Annotated in this window: 15 protein-coding genes and 1 pseudogene; 9 read left to right on the top strand and 7 right to left on the bottom strand. The window is 58.8% G+C overall.

Annotated elements, in window-relative coordinates; genetic code table 11:
• Positions 1–298 precede the first annotated feature (298 nt).
• Positions 299–1,573, bottom strand: coding sequence for a M48 family metalloprotease (locus R6W86_RS15475; RefSeq protein WP_410330259.1), 1,275 nt, complete (start codon positions 1,571–1,573; stop codon positions 299–301).
• A gap of 163 nt (positions 1,574–1,736) precedes the next feature.
• On the opposite strand from R6W86_RS15475, the gene R6W86_RS15470 reads away from it, so the two are divergent.
• The 6 genes from R6W86_RS15470 (at position 1,737) to R6W86_RS15445 (ending at position 9,305) form a co-directional block, all read left to right on the top strand.
• The gene (locus tag R6W86_RS15470) at positions 1,737–2,474 is read left to right on the top strand and encodes a DUF599 domain-containing protein (RefSeq protein WP_410330258.1); all 738 of its coding nucleotides are present in this window, start codon (positions 1,737–1,739) and stop codon (positions 2,472–2,474) included.
• 18 nt (positions 2,475–2,492) lie between these two features.
• Entirely contained in the window at positions 2,493–2,963 is a 471-nt protein-coding gene (locus R6W86_RS15465; RefSeq protein WP_410330257.1) for a PaaI family thioesterase, read from the top strand.
• Positions 2,960–3,394, top strand: a complete 435-nt coding sequence (locus R6W86_RS15460) for a PaaI family thioesterase (protein WP_410330256.1) — start codon at positions 2,960–2,962, stop codon at positions 3,392–3,394. The genes R6W86_RS15465 and R6W86_RS15460 overlap by 4 nt, the downstream gene beginning before the upstream one ends.
• Before the next feature lie 225 nt (positions 3,395–3,619).
• Positions 3,620–5,512, top strand: a complete 1,893-nt coding sequence (gene htpG / locus R6W86_RS15455; protein ID WP_410330255.1) for a molecular chaperone HtpG — start codon at positions 3,620–3,622, stop codon at positions 5,510–5,512.
• A 508-nt stretch (positions 5,513–6,020) separates the two neighbouring features.
• Complete coding sequence (gene katG / locus R6W86_RS15450; RefSeq protein ID WP_410330254.1) at positions 6,021–8,192, top strand: catalase/peroxidase HPI; 2,172 nt, start codon at positions 6,021–6,023, stop codon at positions 8,190–8,192.
• A gap of 135 nt (positions 8,193–8,327) precedes the next feature.
• Positions 8,328–9,305: a tRNA dihydrouridine synthase gene (locus R6W86_RS15445; RefSeq protein ID WP_410330253.1), complete on the top strand. Its 978-nt coding sequence runs from the start codon at positions 8,328–8,330 to the stop codon at positions 9,303–9,305.
• A 62-nt stretch (positions 9,306–9,367) separates the two neighbouring features.
• On the opposite strand, the gene R6W86_RS15440 is transcribed toward R6W86_RS15445, so the two are convergent.
• The gene (locus R6W86_RS15440; RefSeq protein WP_410330252.1) at positions 9,368–10,387 is read right to left on the bottom strand and encodes a class I fructose-bisphosphate aldolase; all 1,020 of its coding nucleotides are present in this window, start codon (positions 10,385–10,387) and stop codon (positions 9,368–9,370) included.
• Positions 10,388–10,543: 156 nt separating this feature from the next.
• Here R6W86_RS15440 and R6W86_RS15435 point away from each other — a divergent pair, with 156 nt between their 5' ends.
• A complete protein-coding gene (locus tag R6W86_RS15435; RefSeq protein ID WP_410330251.1) occupies positions 10,544–12,598 on the top strand; it encodes a dehydrogenase in 2,055 nt (684 codons plus the stop codon).
• A gap of 13 nt (positions 12,599–12,611) precedes the next feature.
• Here the strand turns inward: R6W86_RS15435 and R6W86_RS15430 are convergent, their stop codons facing one another.
• The 4 genes and pseudogenes from R6W86_RS15430 to R6W86_RS15415 all read right to left on the bottom strand — a co-directional run bounded on the left by R6W86_RS15430 (position 12,612) and on the right by R6W86_RS15415 (position 15,655).
• Positions 12,612–13,016 carry a bacteriohemerythrin gene (locus R6W86_RS15430; protein ID WP_410330250.1) on the bottom strand — a complete coding sequence of 135 codons (405 nt, stop codon included), beginning with the start codon at positions 13,014–13,016 and terminating at the stop codon, positions 12,612–12,614.
• A 226-nt stretch (positions 13,017–13,242) separates the two neighbouring features.
• Positions 13,243–13,296 (bottom strand): annotated as a pseudogene (locus R6W86_RS15425) (hypothetical protein); the annotation flags it as partial.
• Positions 13,297–13,780: 484 nt separating this feature from the next.
• On the bottom strand, positions 13,781–14,569 hold the full coding sequence (locus tag R6W86_RS15420) for an alpha/beta fold hydrolase (RefSeq protein WP_410330249.1): 789 nt from the start codon (positions 14,567–14,569) through the stop codon (positions 13,781–13,783).
• Positions 14,570–14,623: 54 nt separating this feature from the next.
• Entirely contained in the window at positions 14,624–15,655 is a 1,032-nt protein-coding gene (locus tag R6W86_RS15415; RefSeq protein ID WP_410330248.1) for a threonine aldolase family protein, read from the bottom strand.
• Between the two features lie 140 nt (positions 15,656–15,795).
• Between R6W86_RS15415 and R6W86_RS15410 the strand changes: the two genes are divergently transcribed.
• A complete protein-coding gene (locus R6W86_RS15410; protein WP_410330247.1) occupies positions 15,796–17,814 on the top strand; it encodes an oleate hydratase in 2,019 nt (672 codons plus the stop codon).
• 135 nt (positions 17,815–17,949) lie between these two features.
• Here R6W86_RS15410 and R6W86_RS15405 read toward each other — a convergent pair whose 3' ends face one another.
• Positions 17,950–18,159 carry a CBS domain-containing protein gene (locus tag R6W86_RS15405; RefSeq protein ID WP_410330246.1) on the bottom strand — a complete coding sequence of 70 codons (210 nt, stop codon included), beginning with the start codon at positions 18,157–18,159 and terminating at the stop codon, positions 17,950–17,952.
• Positions 18,160–18,362: 203 nt separating this feature from the next.
• On the opposite strand from R6W86_RS15405, the gene R6W86_RS15400 reads away from it, so the two are divergent.
• On the top strand, positions 18,363–19,274 hold the full coding sequence (locus R6W86_RS15400; protein WP_410330245.1) for a pirin family protein: 912 nt from the start codon (positions 18,363–18,365) through the stop codon (positions 19,272–19,274).
• The last annotated feature ends 196 nt before the right edge of the window (positions 19,275–19,470 follow it).

Genomic DNA, 19,470 nt, shown 5'->3' with positions numbered 1-19,470 from the left:
TTAAGATCTGATATGATTCTTCTCCTTGTTCACCCAGTATAGGGGAGTGGGATCGTGGGGGACATACACCGGTCGGCAGGAGGTGAGTAGAAGCCATCTCAAAATTGCTGCGTTGCCTTGTCTCGACTGCACTCGCTAATATGGAGTCGTTTTGCGGGAGCCACTGAGAGCCTTGATAGCTGCGTTGCGCTGACTCGATTTGGAACCACCAAACCTTCGCCATCGCGCCTTGCTCTCAAGGCTCTCAGTGGCTCAGTAGGTCAGCGAATTAACCAGACGGGACACTAGGAGTAGGGGGCTACTGGGTGATTGCGGCCAGCTTGCGCTGGGCTTCCTCTCCCACATCGCCGCCGGCCTTGGCGGCCTCGCTGTAATATGCCACCGCTTCGTCACGACGGTTCTGCTTCACGGCGACATCGCCCATGCGCAGGTAACCGATGGAAGTGGGCACCACTTCGTTGGCCTTGGTCAGGTGATTCCTTGCCTTGTCGACCTTGTTCAGGGCCAGGGCATTCAGGCCGCTGCGAAGCTGGTATTCGAACATCTCCGGGTACAGGGAGACTGCCTTGTCGAAATCCGCTTCAGCCTCTTTCAGCTTTTTCTGCTGTTGGTAAATGCGCCCTCGCAAGGAATAGAACATGGCTTCCCGGGGCAGGAGACGGATGGCTTCATTGATTTTGGCCAGGGCGTCGTCGTAGTCCTTGTTCGAGGCGAGTTTCAGGGCCTCGTCATGGGCGTCATAGGCCGGCTGCAGTTCCCTCAGCTTGGCCAGCTTGCGCTGGTAGACATCCTCGCCCCGGTACCCGCCCGCACCGATCTTGTTGACCAGTTCCCGGTTCTCCGCCACACGTTTGGCTGAAGGCGGGTGCGTGGCGAAAAGGCCCTGGATGAAACCCTGGTCACGGCCTTCACTCAGTTTCAGGAACAGCTCCTGCAGTTCCACCGCTGCCTGGGGATCGTAGCCGGCCGTTTTCATGTAATTGATGCCGTAGTGGTCCGACTCCAGTTCGTCCCCCTGGCTGTACTGGGCCAGGGCGAGCTGTGCGCCAAGCGCTGCACCGCCCATGACCAGGCCGGCCCATTCGTTATCAGACAGCGCAAATCCGAGGCCGGCCACGCCCAGACTGATTAACTGGGCCTGTTGCATGCGTTGGACGCTATGGCGGGCGGCAGCGTGAACAATCTCGTGGCCGAGTACTGATGCCAACTGGGCTTCATCGTCGAGCTTGGTGAGCAGGCCCCGGTTGACGGCGATCTTGCCGCCGGGGAGGGCCCAGGCATTGGGCACGCTGTTGTTCAACACTACGAACTCATAGGGCAGGTCGGGGCGGTCGCTTACCTGAGCCAGCTTCTGGCCCACCTCACGGACGTAAAGATTCAGTTCGGGATCAATGTAGAACCGGCCACCCTGCGTCTGCTGGGTTGGCACATACTGTTCGGCGCCTATAGCCAGTTCCTGGCTCTCGGGGATCAGTGACAGCTGTTTCTCGCCGGTGACGGGGTTAACAGAGCACCCCGCAATGAACGCAAGGGCAAGGATCAGCAGCCCGAATCGGGTTTTTGAGAGAAGCACGGTTACCTCCTGTACCTGGGTGCCTGGCTGACGTTGGTTTCTCGACATGATTGCATGGTTGGATGAACCTGAACATGCCCCATTTCTGGAGAGGCACCCTGTCTTGGCGTATTATAGATAATTGATTCCTTTCCCGGTTGTTAATTCCTGATTAAGGCCCCTCATGAGTAATCTGCTCGAGCTTGCCGCGCTGCTCTGGTTTTTCATCTGCTGGATTGGCTATACCCAGTACTCCAAACGACGGGCGGCGGACCGACCCTGTCTATCGAACACCCTGGACCTTTACCGGGAAGACTGGATGCGGGTGATGCTCCGGCGCGACAACCGAATTTCGGACACCTCGGTGGTGGGCAATCTCGAGCGCAACGGTGCCTTCTTCGCCTCCAGCTGTCTGCTAATTCTGGCGGGTATCATCACCGCACTTGGTTACACCAGCGAGGCCATGGAGGTCTTTGCCGCGATGCCCTTCAGCGTGGTCCCCAGCCGCGAAATCTGGGAGCTGCGCCTCGTGGTCCTGCTGATTGTGTTCGTGTATGCCTTCTTCAAATTCACCTGGTCCATGCGGATGTACAATTTTGTCTCCGTGATGGTCGGCAGTGCGCCACTGGCTGAGGACACCAAAACCAGCCCGGCGGCCCGGGAAGCGTTCGCCCGAAGCGCCGGAAACATCTGTAACCTGGCGGGGGATGCCTTCAACCTGGGCCTGAGGTCCTTCTACTACGCGCTCGCGGTCGTTGCGTGGTTCTTCCATCCGATTGCATTCATTGTGGCTTCGACGGTTGTCGTCATTGTTTTATACCGACGTGAGTTCTGTTCGGATGCGCTGGAAGCGCTACGCTCAGGTAAGGTGTTTGAGGAGCCGGTGGCAGAAAAGAACGAACGCAAGGCCAAAACCAACTGATCAACAGGATTCTCCTGGATGGATAACCAAACCCGAATAGACCGGGTCACCCGGTTTATTGAAACCCTGAACCAGGCCCGTGAGCTGGGTCTGTCAGTAACCGACGCCGGTGATGGCACGTTGACCCTGTGCCTGCCATACAGCGACCGGATCATCGGTAATCCGGATACCGGGGTGATCCATGGCGGTGCGATTACCACCCTGATGGACACCACCTCCGGCTGCGTCATTCTTTGCGCCCTGGAGGATTTCGAGCTGTGCCCGACCCTTGACCTGCGGGTGGATTACATGCGCCCGGCGCATCCCCACAAACCGGTATACGCCCGCGCGGAAACCTACCGGATTACCCGCAATATCATCTTCACTCGTTGTGAGGCGTACCAGGAGGGCGGGGAAACCATTGCCAACTGCGTGGCCACCTTCATGCGCATCGGCAAAGAGGCCAGCCCCAAACATTACCGTGACCTGATCGCGGGAGGTGCTAAATGACCGATCCGGAAATCCTCCGTTACACCCAGGAAACCGGAGACTTCTCCCGCATGCTCGAAAGCATTCCCTACGCTACCTGGATCGGGCTGCAGTGCGAGCGCTTCGGAGATGACCTGATTTTCCGGCTGCCGAAAAAGGAATCCAACCTGGGCAACCCGATTCTGCCGGCCATTCACGGCGGCGTGATTGGTGGCTTCATGGAGATGTCGGCCAACATCTACTTGATCATGTCCCGTGAATCCCTGCGCATGCCCCGCATCGTGGATTTTTCCCTGGACTACCTGCGTGCCGGCCTGAACCGGGAAACCTTCGCCGAGTGCCGCCTGACCCGGCAGGGCAACCGCGTGGCCAATGTGATGGTTACCGCCTGGCAGAAATCCCGTTCCCAGCCCATTGCCACCGCCCGGGCGCATTTTCTCCTCGAAGACTGAGCTCACCTGACCGATCCAGGGCTTGAAATGCCCCGGTGTGGCCCCATTTTTCCCTGCAGACTTAACACGACAGTCGGGTGGCGCGGGCAGGAAGGCAGTTCCAAAACCGTGCGGAGCCATGGATGGCGGAGCCGAGCGTACATGGATGTATTCACAGCGTGTTTTGGAACTGCCTTCCTGCCCGTGCCGCTCCACCGATCCAAGACAGCAGGAGAACCATAAGCCATGACGGTTGAAGTAAACAAAGAGACGTTGGGTTTTCAGACAGAGGTTAAGCAGCTGCTTAACCTGATGATCCATTCCCTGTATTCGAATAAAGAGATCTTCCTTCGTGAGTTGATTTCCAACGCTTCGGATGCCGAGGACAAACTGCGCTTTGCCGCCCTGAAGGACGATAAACTGTACGAGGGCGATTCCGAGCTGAAAATCCGCCTGGATTACGACAAGGACGCCGGCACGGTCACCCTCACCGATAACGGTATCGGCATGGGCCGGGATGATGTCATCTCCAATCTTGGCACTATCGCCAAGTCCGGTACCGCCGAGTTCCTCAAGCAGCTGTCCGGTGACGAGAAGAAGGACAGTAAGCTGATCGGCCAGTTTGGTGTCGGTTTCTACTCCGCGTTCATCGTGGCCGACAAGGTGGACGTGTTTACCCGTCGTGCCGGTGCGCCAGCCGAGGAGGGCGTGCATTGGGAGTCCAAGGGCGACGGTGAGTTTTCCATCGAGCAGGTGAACCGCGAGCAGCGTGGCACCCAGATCGTTCTGCACTTGAAATCCGACGCCAAGGAGTTTGCCGACGGCTGGAAACTGCGCAGCCTGGTGAAGAAATACTCCGACCACATTTCCTTCCCGGTGGTGATGAAGTCCGAATCCGAGGAAGAGGACAAGAAGGGTGAGGACGAGACCGTCAACGACGCCACCGCCCTGTGGACTCTTCCGCGCACCGAGATCAAGGACGAGGAATACAAGGAATTCTACAAGCACATCGCCCACGACTTCGAGGATCCGCTGACCTGGTCTCACAACAAGGTCGAGGGCAAGCTGGACTACACCAGCCTGCTGTATATCCCCAAGCGGGCACCGTTTGATCTGTACAACCGGGAAGCACCCCGTGGTCTGAAGCTGTATGTCCAGCGCGTGTTCATCATGGACGACGCCGAACAGTTCCTGCCGCTGTACCTGCGCTTCACCAAGGGTGTGATCGATTCCAACGATCTGTCCCTGAACGTCTCCCGGGAGATCCTGCAGAACGACAGCACCGTGGACAGCATCCGCACGGCCATGACCAAGCGGGTACTGGATATGCTGTCCAAGCTGGCCAAGAAGCAGCCGGAGGACTACCAGGCGTTCTGGAACGAGTTCGGCACCGTTCTGAAAGAAGGCCCGGCCGAGGACTTCAGCAACCGCGAGAAAATCGCTGGCCTGTTGCGTTTTGCCTCCACCCACACCGGTGAAGCGGCGCAGAACGTCTCCCTCGACGACTACATCGAGCGGATGAAGGACGGTCAGAAGAAGATCTTCTACATTACCGGTGACAACTTCGCCGCCGCCAAGAGCAGCCCGCACCTGGAAGTATTCCGGAAGAAGGGCATCGAGGTGCTGATCCTGTCTGACCGCATCGACGAGTGGATGATGGGCTACCTCAGCGAGTACGATGGCAGGCAGTTCCAGGACGTTGCCCGTGGTGACCTGGATCTGGGTGAAGTCGAGACTGAAGAGGACAAGAAGCACAAGGAAGAGGCGGCCGAAGAGCACAAGGAGCTGGTGGAGCGAATCAAGAAGGCCCTCGATGACCGGGTTCAGGAAGTACGGGTGACCAACCGACTGACCGATTCCCCGGCGTGCCTGGTGGTCGGTGAGTTCGACATGGGTGCCCAGATGAAAAAGATCATGGAAGCCGCTGGCCAGAAAGTTCCGGAGAGCAAGCCCATCTTCGAGATCAACGTTGACCACCCGCTGGTTCAGCGCCTGGAAACCGAGAAGGGCGAAGAGCGCTTCAACGAACTCTCCGCCGTCCTGTTCGACCAGGCCACCCTGGCCAGCGGCGAGCAGCTGAAAGACCCGGGCGCGTACGTGAGCCGTCTGAACCGGCTATTGCTGGAGTTGGCTAACTGAGCGGAGTGGCCTTGAACATGGGGTCAGATGAAAGCTTTCATCTGACCCCTTTTTTATCCCACCCAGTTCTGGTCAAAACCCCGGGGTCAGAAGAAAGCCTTCTTCTGACCCCACCTTCATCCCACCAAGCCCCGCCATTACCACTCATAGATAAAATCTTCCAAAAGTTTATTTTTTATTGATTATCCCTCCCTCCACCCCCGCGCTAAGGTGAAATCGCTCTCGTTAACACAGGAGGTTTTCCATGTCATCCGAGAAGCGTATTGCTTCTGTAGCATGGCCAGGCGCTCTCGCTATTCTGACGGACTATTCCGGGAACTACGCCATCGCCCAATAGGGCCACAGGCAAGGGCTCGGAAGGGGCCGCCAGCGTAACGGGAACAGCTATAGGAATCCGCTATGAAAGCAGTAGGAAACATTCAAGCAGCGCAATGTGAATGAACTATATTGAGTGATGCTTCCATCACAAAACGTTTGTTTGCGAATGCAGCACAAACAGGAGAGTACGATGACTGAGAATAATACCGGCGGTAAGTGCCCGGTCATGCACGGGTCCAATACTCAGGGGCAGGGAAATGTCACCGCGTGGTGGCCGGAATCGCTGAACCTCGACATTCTGCATCAGCACGACCGCAAGACAAATCCGATGGGCGACGATTTCGACTATCGGGAAGAGGTCAGAAAGCTCGATTATGACGCGCTTGAAAAGGACATGCACGAGTTGATGACCAATAGCCAGGATTGGTGGCCGGCGGACTGGGGGCACTATGGCGGCCTGATGATCCGTATGGCCTGGCACGCGGCTGGCACCTACCGTATCGCCGACGGCCGTGGCGGCGGTGGTACCGGAAACCAGCGTTTTGCACCGATCAACTCCTGGCCTGATAACGGCAACCTGGACAAGGCCCGTCGTCTGTTGTGGCCGCTCAAGAAAAAATATGGCAACAAAGTGAGCTGGGCCGACCTGTTTATCCTCGCCGGTAATGTTGCCTATGAATCCATGGGCTTCAAGACGTTCGGCTTCTCCTATGGCCGGGAGGATATCTGGCATCCGGAGAAAGACACGTACTGGGGTGCGGAAAAAGAATGGCTTGCGCCGTCCGACAGCCGCTATGAAGATGTCGACAAACCGAACACGATGGAAAACCCTCTGGCTGCGGTTCAGATGGGCCTGATCTACGTTAATCCGGAGGGTGTTAACGGGGTGTCCGATCCGCTGAAGACAGGGGAACAGGTGCGTGAAACCTTCGCTCGTATGGCCATGGACGACGAGGAAACCGCAGCCTTGACCGCAGGCGGCCATACCGTCGGTAAGACGCACGGTAACGGGGATGCTGAAGCTCTCGGGCCGGAGCCGGAGGGTGCGGATGTGTACGAGCAGGGTTTGGGCTGGAATAACCCGAACATGCAGGGCAAAGCGGCCAATGCCATCACTTCCGGTATTGAAGGAGCCTGGACCACCAATCCGACCCAGTTCGATATGGGCTACTTCGACCTGCTTTTCGGCTGCGAGTGGGAACAGAAGAAAAGTCCCGCCGGTGCAAACCAGTGGGAACCGATCGATATCAAAGAGGAACACAAGCCAATCGACGCTACGGATCCGTCCATTCGCCATAATCCGATCATGACCGATGCGGACATGGCCATGAAAATGGATCCGAAATACCGTGCGATCTGCGAGAGGTTCATGGCAGATCCGGATTATTTCAAGGACTGCTTCGCCCGCGCCTGGTTCAAGCTGACGCACCGGGATATGGGGCCGAAGTCCCGTTACATCGGTCCGGACGTGCCGGCAGAAGATCTGATCTGGCAGGACCCGGTGCCGCAGGGCGAGACCAACTACATCGAAGAAGCGGTCAAGGAGAAGATCGAAGAGTCCGGTCTGAGCCTCAATGAACTGGTTTGCACCGCCTGGGACAGCGCCCGAACCTTCCGCGGCTCTGACATGCGCGGAGGTGCCAACGGTGCCCGTATTCGTCTGGCACCGCAGAAAGACTGGGAAGGCAACGAGCCTGACCGTCTGGCGAAGGTGCTGAAGGTCTATGAGAGGATCTCTGAGGAAGCCGGCGCCAGCATTGCAGACTTGATCGTGCTCGGTGGTAACGTGGGTATCGAGAAGGCTGCGAAAGCTGCCGGCTATGACGTACATGTGCCTTTCCTGAAAGGCCGCGGCGATGCCACCGACGAGATGACCGATGCCGAGTCCTTCGCGCCGCTGGAGCCGCTGTCTGATGGCTTCCGTAACTGGCAGAAGAAGGAGTACGTGGTCAAGCCGGAAGAAATGCTTCTGGACCGTGCTCAGTTGATGGGCCTGAGTGCGCCGGAAATGACTGTCCTTATCGGTGGCATGCGGGTGCTGGGCACCAACTACGGTGGCACCAGGCACGGTGTATTCACGGACCGCGTTGGTCAACTGACCAACGATTTCTTCGTGAACCTCACCGATATGGCGAACCGTTGGGAGCCCACTGGCAAGAACTCGTACAACATCGTGGATCGCAAGAGCGGCAACACCAAGTTCACTGCGACCCGTGTTGATCTCGTGTTCGGCTCCAATTCCGTCCTGCGTTCCTACGCGGAGGTATATGCCCAGGACGACAACGAGGAGAAGTTCGTGAAGGACTTCGTTGCCGCCTGGACCAAGGTCATGAACAACGACCGCTTTGACGTGAAGAAGTAAACCAGCAGTAACCGGCCGGGCATCCTGTTTCGGGATGCCCGGCTATCAACTTCCCGCCAAATTCCTTACAATCCGCTCCGCCTGATTTTTGATCAGTCGCCACCTGATTTTCTTTTCTCAGCCGCTGGAGCCTCCATGCGAATCATCCTTGCCCCGATGGAAGGGCTGGTCGATGCACCCATCCGTGAAACCCTGACCAAAGTCGGCGGCATTGACCGGTGCGTGACCGAGTTTATTCGCGTGACCCAGGGCATGCTTCCTCCCCGGATTTTCTACAAATACGCACCGGAACTGCATCGCGCCTGCGCGACCGAGGTGGGTACGCCAGTGGCTGTGCAACTGCTCGGATCAGACCCCGAACAGATGGGCCGCCACGGCATGAAAGCGGCTGAGCTGGGCGCTACCCAGGTGGATATCAACTTTGGGTGCCCGGCCAAGACCGTGAACAAGCACAAGGGCGGTTGCGTGCTGATGCGTGAACCGGAACTGATGCACGAAATCACTGCTGCGGTGCGCAAAGCGGTGCCTGCTGAAATCCCGGTGACGGCCAAGATGCGCCTGGGCTATGACGACCGTTCCATGGGCGTGGCCTGTGGTCAGGCCCTGGAAGCCGCCGGCGCCTCCGAAATCGTTATTCACGCTCGCAGCAAGGTGGACGGTTACAAGCCGCCTGCCTACTGGGAAGAGATTGCCCGGGTGCGGGAAGCGGTTAAAGCCCATGTCATTGCCAACGGCGAGGTTTGGACCGTCGAGGATTACTGGCGCTGCCGCAAAGTCTCCGGTTGTGAAGACGTGATGATCGGACGCGGGCTGATTGCCCGCCCGGACCTGGCCGCCCAGATCAAGGCCTCCCAGCGCGGTGACACCTTCGCGCCGATGACCTGGTTGGAAGCTGTGGCACTGGTCCGGGAATATGGTGCCGCGCTACGAACCCGGCTTGAAGACAGGTACGTGACCGGCCGCATCAAGCAATGGCTGAACTTCCTGCGCCAGGGGTTCGCCGAGGCGGAGTACCTGTGGCCGCAAGCCCGTAAGATCTGCGAGGTGGCCCCGATGCTAGCCTGCCTGGAACAGGCCGTGCCTTCCGCTGTTTTGAAAGAGCACGCGGCCTGACCGGCGCCATGGCCTTCAATGGCAGCGGCAAATGCGTGGATCTCTGCGACCAGGGGGAAGCCTCAGTCTTCATTCTCCATTTCCGGAGAATAGTCCCCGGACCGGGCCAGGCCATTGAGCCTGGCCCGTTTGTGCAGGGCAGCCTGGGCTTTGTGTGCATTAGCCAGGTCGCCCGCCCAGGCATGCTGGGCCGGCTCTTGCAGGGCACGCCCGTACGAGAAGCTCAACTCCCAGGGATGGTAGCCCATGCTGTTGATGGCATTCAGATTGACGGTGGCCTCTTCCGGCGTCTGGCCGCCTGACAGGAAGAAAATTCCCGGCACTGCCGCAGGCACGGCGCGTCGGAAAATCATCAGTGTGTGTTCTGCCACCTGTTCCGGGCTGGCGGAAGGCGAATCCTTGCCCGGGGTGACCATGCTGGGCTTCAACACCATGGTTTCCAGATCCACATGGTGCCGGTACAACGCCTTGAACACGTCCCGGAGCACCGCTTCGCTGACTTCCCCGGCCCGCTCAATGCTGTGGTGGCCGTCGATCAGTACTTCCGGCTCGACAATCGGCACAATGCCCATGGACTGGCACACCGCCGCGTACCGGGCCAGGACCTCGGCGTTGGCCTTGATCGCCTGGCGTGAGGGCAGGGTGTCGGAGATGTGGAACACATCCCGCCATTTGGCGAAGCGGGCGCCCAGCTTCTTATATTCCTCCAGTCGGGATTCCAGGCCATCCAGGCCATAGGTGATCTCGTCTCCGTGCGCATTGACCAACGGGCCCTTACCCTGGTCGACCTTGATCCCCGGAACGATGCCCTGGCTGGCCAGCAGCTTGGGCATGGCCACGTCCTCAAGGCTTAGCTGCTCCAGGGTTTCCTCATACAGAATGACCCCGCTGATGTATTTGCCCAGATCCGGGGAGGAGAAGATGATGCTCCGGTACTCCCGGCGCTTGCCTTCCGTGGATTCCACGCCAACCGCCTTGAATCGCTTGGTAATGGTGGGGGTACTCTCATCAGCGGCCAGGATGCCTTTGCCGGGCTGGACCAGGTCCGCGATGGTTGCGGTCAACTCTTCCTGAATGCTCATTGGGTTCTCCTTTACCGGCAACACCGGTGTCCTTTGGGATGTTTCGGGTAATTGTAGACCCTGTACGACAGACGTAAATTTGACCTACGCTAAGACATACCGCATCAGTCTGGATTAGGCTAATTACGAGAGCGACAGGAAGGATGGAAGACCGCTATGAAAACGGTTGTGAGTGTGAGCCAGGGATCGTCCGAATACGACTACGAGCTGGAAACGGAATTCCTCGGGCAGGCGTTCCAGATTATCCGCATCGGCACGAATGGTGACATTGAAAAGGCCGAATCCGTTCTGGAGTCGGTGCACCCGCAGGCGGATGCCATCGGCCTGAGCATGATTCACGACCACTACCAGGTGGGCCGGGAACAGCTGGAGCACCCGGAAACCGCAAGGTTGGAAGCATGCGTGCCGGACAAACCCGTCACCACCGGCGCCGGCCTGCGCGGGATCCTGCAGGAATGGGCGGTTCGTCATACCCAGACTGAACTGGGGCATTTCTTTGATAACGCCCGCGTGCTCTTTCTGAACGGGCAGGCCGGTTACAGGATCGCCAAATCCCTCTCCGAGCATACCGAGAACCTGCAGTTCGCGGATCCCTACCTCGATTTCGGGGTTCCCCGGGTACTGACTTCCCTGGGCCAGCTGGAGACCTACACCCGGCTCACCGCACCGCTGATGTTCCGGCCCATGGCGGTAAAAGCCATCAACGCGTTGCACCAGAGCCCGTTGTACCGGTTGGGTGAGAACCTGGTGGCCGGTTCCCTGCACAGTGCGGTCCGCGACTCCCATGTGATCGTGGGTGCGATCGGCGACCTTGAAACCTTTACTGCGAAGGAGCTGGACGGCAAAACCATCATAACCTCACGGGTCAGCGATACGGTGCTGGACTGGATGCGTTCCCGGCGCGTGGCTATGGTGGTGGACTACAGCCCATGGCTGGAAGGCCGTCCCATTGGGGTGAACGTGATGGAGGCCATGATCAGTGCCGCCCTGGCGCGTACGCCAGAGCAACTGGGTGCGGATGACTTCCTGGATGTCATTCAGAGCCTGGGCATTGAGCCCCGGATTCTGTACCCGAACGGCTACCGGCGGGTAAACCGGTTTGCTTTCGTCATCCATCCGCTGTCACAGCAGTACCTGACCAAGACGCCACCGTTGGACTGGATTGCCAGCGTGTCGCCGCCGAAAGTGATGGATTTGGTGGAGAAGGCGATTGCCTACACACCACCGTTCATCTACTCGAAAGTCTCCGGCATCCGGTCGCCCACCGGGGACGAGGTGGAAGGCTGGCTCATCACTGTGGGTGGCACTCCAAAGGAAATCATGGCCCACGGGCCCGAATTCACCTACAGCCGGTTGCTGGCGGCCGCCAGGCTGGCGAAGAAACTGGGCGCCCAGATCATGGGCCTCGGCGCCTTTACCAAGGTAGTGGGGGATGCGGGTATCACTGTGGCCAAGCGGGCGCCGTTACCGATCACCACAGGCAACAGTTACAGCGCCTCCGGTGCGCTCTGGGCCGCTCATGACGCGGCCAGGAAAATCGGCCGGGTCCATATCGGTGAGAGTGGCAAGATGGCCGGGAAGGCGATGGTGGTAGGTGCTACCGGCGCTATTGGCTCGGTCTGCGCGCGCTTGCTGGCCAAGGCGGTGGATGAGATCTATCTGGTGGCTCCGGAGGCTGCAAAACTGCTCTCTCTCAAAGAAAGCATCGAGCAGGAAACCCCGGGGGCGTTGGTCCACGTGGCTGCGACAACAAACCGTGACCTGGGTGACATGGATATGATCGTGACCGCCACTTCCGGCGCCGGCAAACGTATCCTGGATATCATGAAAGTGAAGCCTGGCTGCGTCATCACGGATGTGGCCCGGCCGCTGGATATTTCGGCTGAAGACGTTGCTAAACGGCCGGACGTGCTCGTCATCGAATCCGGTGAGATTCAGCTGCCGGGTAATCCGAAAATGAAGGACATCGGGCTGCCAAAAGGCATCGCCTATGCCTGCCTTGCGGAGACCATCGTGCTGGCTCTGGAAGGGCGGTTCGAAAACTTCACCCTGGGCCGGAACATCGAGTGGGAAAAAGTCCGGGAGATCTACAAGCTGGGTCTAAAACACGGAATGGAGCTGGCGTCCATTTCCGGCATTAACGGCGTCTTTACCGAAGAAGATTTCGAAAGAGTGCGGACCCTGGCTGCCGAAGCCACGGAGCCCGCCTAGGCGGGCCCCGGACTCAGCCAACTCCGTGGGCGCGGAAGTGCTCAACGTAGGCCTTGTCCACCTTCAGGATGTGGTGGGTGAGCCAATCTTTCAGCAGTTCCAGCGTTTCCCCACCCGCTGAGTAGCCATTATCATGCCGCTCTATCAGACCCATGATCTGGCCGGTGAATTTGTTGTGTTCGGCCTTGTGGGCGTCTGTTTCCGGATAGCCGAGGCGCAAGAACAGATCTTCTTCCACGATGAAGTGGTTCATGGTGTAGTCCATGAGGGATTCGAGAATCTCGCTGGTTTTCTCCTGATCCGCTCCTCTGTCGAGTTCGTCATGCAGTTGGTTAGTCAGATCCACCAGCCACTTGTGTTGCTCATCAATCTCTCCGATTCCGACTTCAAGCTCTTTACTCCACGGCCAGAATGTCATCGGTGTCTCCCCTGTCTTTCTGTTTATAGTTATGCGTTCAGGAACATCCTATGAACAGGTATTCATTGGGTTATTGACTAATGTCATTGCAGTCAGTGAAAAGTATCCCGAACAGTGGTCAGAATTGGAAAAATTGCAATATCCGGATAGTGGGAGTGTTCAGGCAGCCGCTACCCGGGAGGCTTCACGGTCCAACAGGACACGTTTTCGGTCGACACCCCAGCGGTTAACCGCTCAGGTTACCGCCGCTGCGTACCACGCGGTGGCAGGGGATGACGACCGCAAGCCGGTTGGCGGCGCAGGCACCGGCGACTGCCCGGAGCGCTTCCCAGACCCGTCGCTGGAAAGTGGTGCCCTCGACGGAAAGGGGGAGTGTCGACCCTTGATTGTGGCGCGTCGATAAAGCGGATCACCTTCGGCAACATGCCGCCAAGGTTGTCGGTGGCTTGCTCCAGTATGGCATTCGGGAAGCGGGACTGGAGCGTAGAACGGATCGAATCGGGGTCATCGCCCAGCCCAGGCTGCAGCGGTCAATGGCGTAACGGATCATGGGGGGCACCTCCGTGAGTCAGGTGGAAGGATCCAGTAAAACAGCATAACGCTCGCCACTGGGCAGCGCCATGCTCAACGTCAGTGGCTACTTCGCATCCGGGCCCGCGTCCTGACTGTCGGAGTCTCCGGAATCCTCTGAGTCATCGGAGCGCCTGCAGGCACAGAAGAAGTATTCCTCGCCTTTCTGCAGCGTCACCTTGGTGGGCTTCCGATTACTTCGACAGATGCTCTGTCAGGAAGGCGGCAACCGTATCGAGGACTTTCGGCTGCTGCTCCCGATGGGGAACATGGCCGCAGCTCTCCAGGATGGCCTGGGCGGAGGGTCCCTGAACCCCCTCGGCAATGCGCCGGGGAAACTCGAGGGTGCCGAATTCATCGTGGTCACCATGAATGGCCAGCACCGGGCAGTGCACCTGCTGGAGAAAAGGCTCCAGGTTCCAGTGGTGGAAGCTTGGGTCCAGCCAGACCTCGGTCCAGGCCTCAAGTACCCAGCGGGCCTTGTCGCCGTGGTAGCGGGCCAGTTTGTCCATCTGCCCTGGTTTCTGGAATTGGGTTTTGGCGGTCCGGATACCGTCCACGGTGTGCTCTTCCACAAAGGCCTGCGAGGCCTCGGTAATCACCAGTTCGCAGTCCTCGGCAAACCGAGTGGCAATGATGAGTGCCATGGCACCGCCTACGCTGTGGCCGAACAGCAGGAACCTGGTAAAGCCCAGGGCTTTTCGCAGTGCGGGGAAATAAACCTCCGCCTCTTCTTCAATAAAGCGCTGGGAAGGCAGGCCCTGGCGTGGGGACGACTGGCCGAACCCCAGCCTATCGTAGGCAATCACCGGGCGTTCCAGCCGCCGCGCCAGCGCCTCGGGAAAATCCCGCCAGAGCTTCACGCTGCCGAGGGAATCGTGAAACAACACCATGGGAGCTCGACCTTCTACGCCGGCGGGCGTCCAGGAGCGAACGAACAATTCGCCTCCGGGGACATCAACAAAACGGTCCTGGACGTTCAAGACAGGTTCTCCAGATTCATTCAATTTCTAGTCAAATGGGCGGAATAGCCGTATTCAGCCCACCAATTCCCGAAGATCAGACAGGAAACGGTCCACCTGGGCGTCACTGGTGGACCAGGAGCACATCAGCCGCGCGCAGCCGCCGATGAAGTTGTAAAAGCGCCAGCCCCTTGCCCGCAGCGCGGCCTGCACAGGTTCCGGCATCTCCACGAACACGCCGTTCACCTGTCTCGGGTAACGCAGGCTCACCCCCGGCAGGCCGGACAGGCCCTTTTCCAGCCGCTCGGCGCAGGCATTGGCATGGCGGGCGTTGGCCAGCCAGACATCATTCTCCAGCAGCCCGCACCACGGCGCGGAAATATACCGCATCTTGGAGGCCAGTTGCCCGGCCTGCTTGCAGCGCCACTCGAAGTCTTCGGCCAGATCCCGGCTGAAGAACACCACGGCTTCACCGAGGGCCAGCCCGTTCTTGGTGCCGGAGAAGCACAGCACATCCACGCCGGCTTTCCAGGTGATCTCGGAAGGGTGGACATCCAGCGCCGCCACCGCATTGGCGAAGCGGGCGCCGTCCATGTGGATGTTCAGCCGGTGCGTATCTGCCACGGCACGGATGGCTCTCAGTTCCTCCGGGGTATAAACGGTGCCCACCTCGGTGGCCTGGGTCAGGCTCAGCGCCTTGGGCTTGGGGTAATGGATATCGGTGCGCTTGGTCACCAGGTGCTCGATGCTCTCCGGCGTGAGCTTGCCATCCTGTCCTTCCCCGAGCAGCAGCTTGGCGCCGTTGGAGGCGTACTCCGGGCCGCCACATTCGTCGGTCTCGATGTGTGCCAGCTCGTGGCAGATCACACTGTGAAAGGACTGTCCGATGGAGGCCAGGGCCAGGGAATTGGCGGCGGTGCCGTTGAACACGAAATACACATCGCAGTCGGTATCGAAAAGCGTGCGCAGGCCGTCCGCGGCCCGCTGGGTCCAGCTGTCCTCCCCGTAGGCGGGCTCGTCCATCCGATTCGCCTGCTCCATGGCGGCCCAGGCTTGAGGGCAGACACCACTGTAGTTATCGCTGGCGAACTGTTCGGAATCGGACACGCTGAGTACTCCTGTCTCGGGGATTGAGGTAACAGATTACCGTTTTTTGATAACTGACATCGAGTTGATATGTGTCATCCTTCAATTAAGCTTACGGGACTCACCATAGGGACAGCCATTACCACAAAGGAGAAGTCAGCGTGACGGACTCAAAGAAACGGACAGTTCCAGACCCCAGCCTCGACGCACACATTCGTGCCCTGAAAGCCCGGGGGGTTAACACAACCCCGGATGCCACCGCCACGCACCTGCACAACGGGATCGACACACCCCTCCCTCCGGCTGACCTGCACGGTACCTACGTTAATCATCGGCCACTGCCCACCGAGGGCATTGAAGACCGCCGCGCCTACATCATCGGCACTGGCATTGCCGGCATGGCTGCGGCCTTTTTCCTGATCCGCGACGGCCACATGCCCGCGGAGAATATCGTGTTTCTGGAAGAAGCTCCGATTGAGGGCGGCTCCCTGGACGGAGCAGGCAATGCCGAAGAGGGCTACATCGTCCGGGGTGGCCGGGAAATGGAAATGACCTACCAGAATTTCTGGGATGTGTTCTCCGAAATTCCTGCCCTGGAGCTGCCGGCGCCGTTCACCGTGCTCGACGAGTACCGCCTGATTAACGATCCGGACAAGAACTGGTCAATAGCCCGCCTGCTTGAAAAGCAGGGCCAGATCAGGGACTTCTCCACCATGGGCCTGAGCCGAACGCAACAACTTGAGGTCATCCGGCTGCTGCTGACTCGCAAGGAGGACCTGGACGATGTCACCGTCGAGCAATGGTTCAGTGAGGCCTTCCTGGAAACCAATTTCTGGACCTTCTGGCGCACCATGTTCGCCTTCCAGAACTGGCATTCCGTGTTGGAAATGAAGCTCTACATGCACCGGTTCCTGCACCTCATGGACGGTCTCAATGACATGACCTCACTGGTGTTCCCACGCTATAACCAGTACGACAGCTTCGTCCGCCCGCTGATGAACTGGCTCAAAGATCAGGGCGTGAAGATCCAGTACGACACCATCGTTTCGAACCTGAAATTCAGTGCCCGGGGAGGGCAACACACGGTCACCGGGATCCAGTGCGAGACCGAGCCGGGTGAGAAAACCATTCGCGTGCGCAAGCGTGACCTGGTGTTCGCCACCACCGGCTCAATGACCGAGGACACTGCGTACGGTGATGATGACACCGCGCCGGTGCTGAAAGACCCGAAGGAGCCGGGCGAGTCGTCCGGATGGCAGCTCTGGAAGAACCTGGCGAGCCAGTCCGATGTGTTCGGCCGGCCCGACAAGTTCTGTGGCGATGTGCCGCAATCCACCTGGGAATCGGTGACCCTGACCTGCAAGCCGTCACCGCTGATGGACAAGCTCAAGGAGCTCTCCGTGAACGATCCATACTCGGGGTTTACGGCTACCGGCGGGATCATCACTTTCACTGACTCCTCCTGGCTCATGAGTTTTACCTGCAATCGCCAGCCGCATTTCCCGGATCAGCCGGATGATGTGATCGTGCTCTGGGTATACGCCCTTCTCATGGACAAGCCCGGCGATTACGTCAAAAAGCCCATGCCGGAATGCACCGGCCGGGAAGTGCTGACGGAAGTCTGTTACCACCTGGGTCTGATCGATCAGGTAGACGAGGTGATCGCCGCCACCAAAACGCGAATTGCCCTGATGCCTTATATCACTTCCCAGTTCATGCCCAGGGCGCAGGGCGACCGGCCCGAGGTGGTTCCGAAGGGCTGTGCCAACCTCGCCCTGATGGGGCAGTTTGTGGAAACCCCGAACGATGTGGTTTTCACCCTGGAAAGCTCGGTCCGGACCGCCCGGGTCGGGGTCTACAGCCTGCTGGAGATTCCCAAGCAGGTACCGGACATCTACCCCGGCCAGTACGATATCCGCCGCCTGCTGCGTGCCACCCGAACCCTCAATAACGACGAACCGTTCATTGGCGAGGGGCTACTACGGCGCTTGCTTGGCGGCACCTACTTCCGGCACATACTGCCACTGGGGCAGGGCGAGGACAGCGAGGACGTGGAAAAGCCCGGGCTATTCGAGCAACAGCTGAACGCGGTCCGTGATCTGCTGGGTGGCAGTCATACTCTAAACGAAGCCAGAGACCGTATTCAGGTCGTGGTGGAGAAGATCCGTGGGCGTTTTTGAACAGTCTTCCCGAGTGTGGCCTGATAAAACCTGTTAATTGAGGTTGGGGGCCGTCGGGAACAGAAGGAACTCGGCTTTTCAAGGAATGCAGTCGACCGCTTTGGCGAGCGGTCGACTGTGGTGCGGGTGGGTTCCTCAAACGGTTGCGGCGGCCTTGTGGCTGGGGTGATGCACACTGATGTGCCGCAGAAACTCCATGGTTTCCTTCGAGGAGATCTTTTTGTCCCCGGTTTTCGCGACAGTTTCAGCGCCAGTGAAAGACACTATGTCTCCCATGCTGACCATACCGCAGAGCTGGTTGTACTGGTTGACCACAGGAAGACGACGAACTTCATGCGCTTCCATCAGTAATACGCCCTTGCGACATCGGATCCTGCATACTTCAATGGGGTATCCGTCCTGAAGGCTGCACCGGCTCCATCGCGGGAACGGTGCCAGTCCCAATGTGTGCTCGGATCGGGTGATTGTCGATGACCCAGATCAAAGTGATTGGCCTCCGGATTTTCCGGTGGGTTAAGCTTAGTCTATGACTACCGGGGGTTGGTTCCATGAGTAACGTTTTAAAAGTCGCAGAACAGCAGTGCGATGCCATTGAAGCGCCATGCACCGCCATTGAGAAGATCCTGACCCCTCGTGTCGCTGATCTGGGCGGGTTCTCGGTACGCCGGCTACTGCCAACGGCGAAACAGAAAATGGTCGGGCCCTGGATCTTCTTTGATGAAATGGGGCCGGCGGATTTTCCCGCAGGCGAAGGCATCAACGTTCGTCCTCACCCACACATCGGCATCGCCACGGTGTCCTACCTCTTTCAAGGCGAGATACTGCACCGGGATTCCGTGGGCAGCTACCAGCCGATCCGACCCGGTGATATCAACCTGATGGTGGCTGGCCGGGGCATCGCCCATTCGGAAAGGGAGCGCCCGGAAGTCACTGCATCGGACCATCGATTGCACGGCCTGCAACTCTGGCTGGCAGTGCCGGAGGCGCACGAGGAAACCGAACCGGCGTTCCACCACTATCCCAGTGATGATATTCCGGCGATCAATATCAACGGTGTTCCCGTGCGGGTGATGATTGGAAGCGCCTATGGAGTGACATCCCCGGTGCGCAGCTTCAGTGAAACCCTCTACCTGGAGGCCGCCCTCAAAGCCGGCCAGACTCTGGAGTTGCCCGATGCACCTGAGCGGGCAGTCTATGTGGCGAGCGGGTCCCTCAAGGCGCATGGCTCGGAATTACCAACCCACAGCATGAGCGTGTTTGCGCCGGAGGCTGGCGTTTGTATCACCGCGGCGGAAGACACCCGGATTGCCCTGATTGGCGGTGAGCCCGTGGGCCGGCGCTTTATCGAGTGGAATTTTGTGTCGTCCAGGAAGGAACGTATCGAACAGGCGAAGGAAGACTGGCGGGCAGGGCGGTTTGCGAAAGTTGTGGGCGATGAGGAGGAATTCATTCCCTACTAGTGTCCCGTCTGGTTAATTCGCTGACCTACTGAGCCACTGAGAGCCTTGAGAGCAAGGCGCGATGGCGAAGGTTTGGTGGTTCCAAATCGAGTCAGCGCAACGCAGCTATCAAGGCTCTCAGTGGCTCCCGAAGGGCGCGGCGCTGGGGCCCCTGACCGGTGTTGCCAGCACTTGATGTGGAACCACCACACCTGCG

The organism is Marinobacter sp. (genome assembly GCF_046484525.1).
GTDB lineage: Bacteria > Pseudomonadota > Gammaproteobacteria > Pseudomonadales > Oleiphilaceae > Marinobacter.
This window is presented reverse-complemented; position numbering and strand designations above follow the sequence as displayed.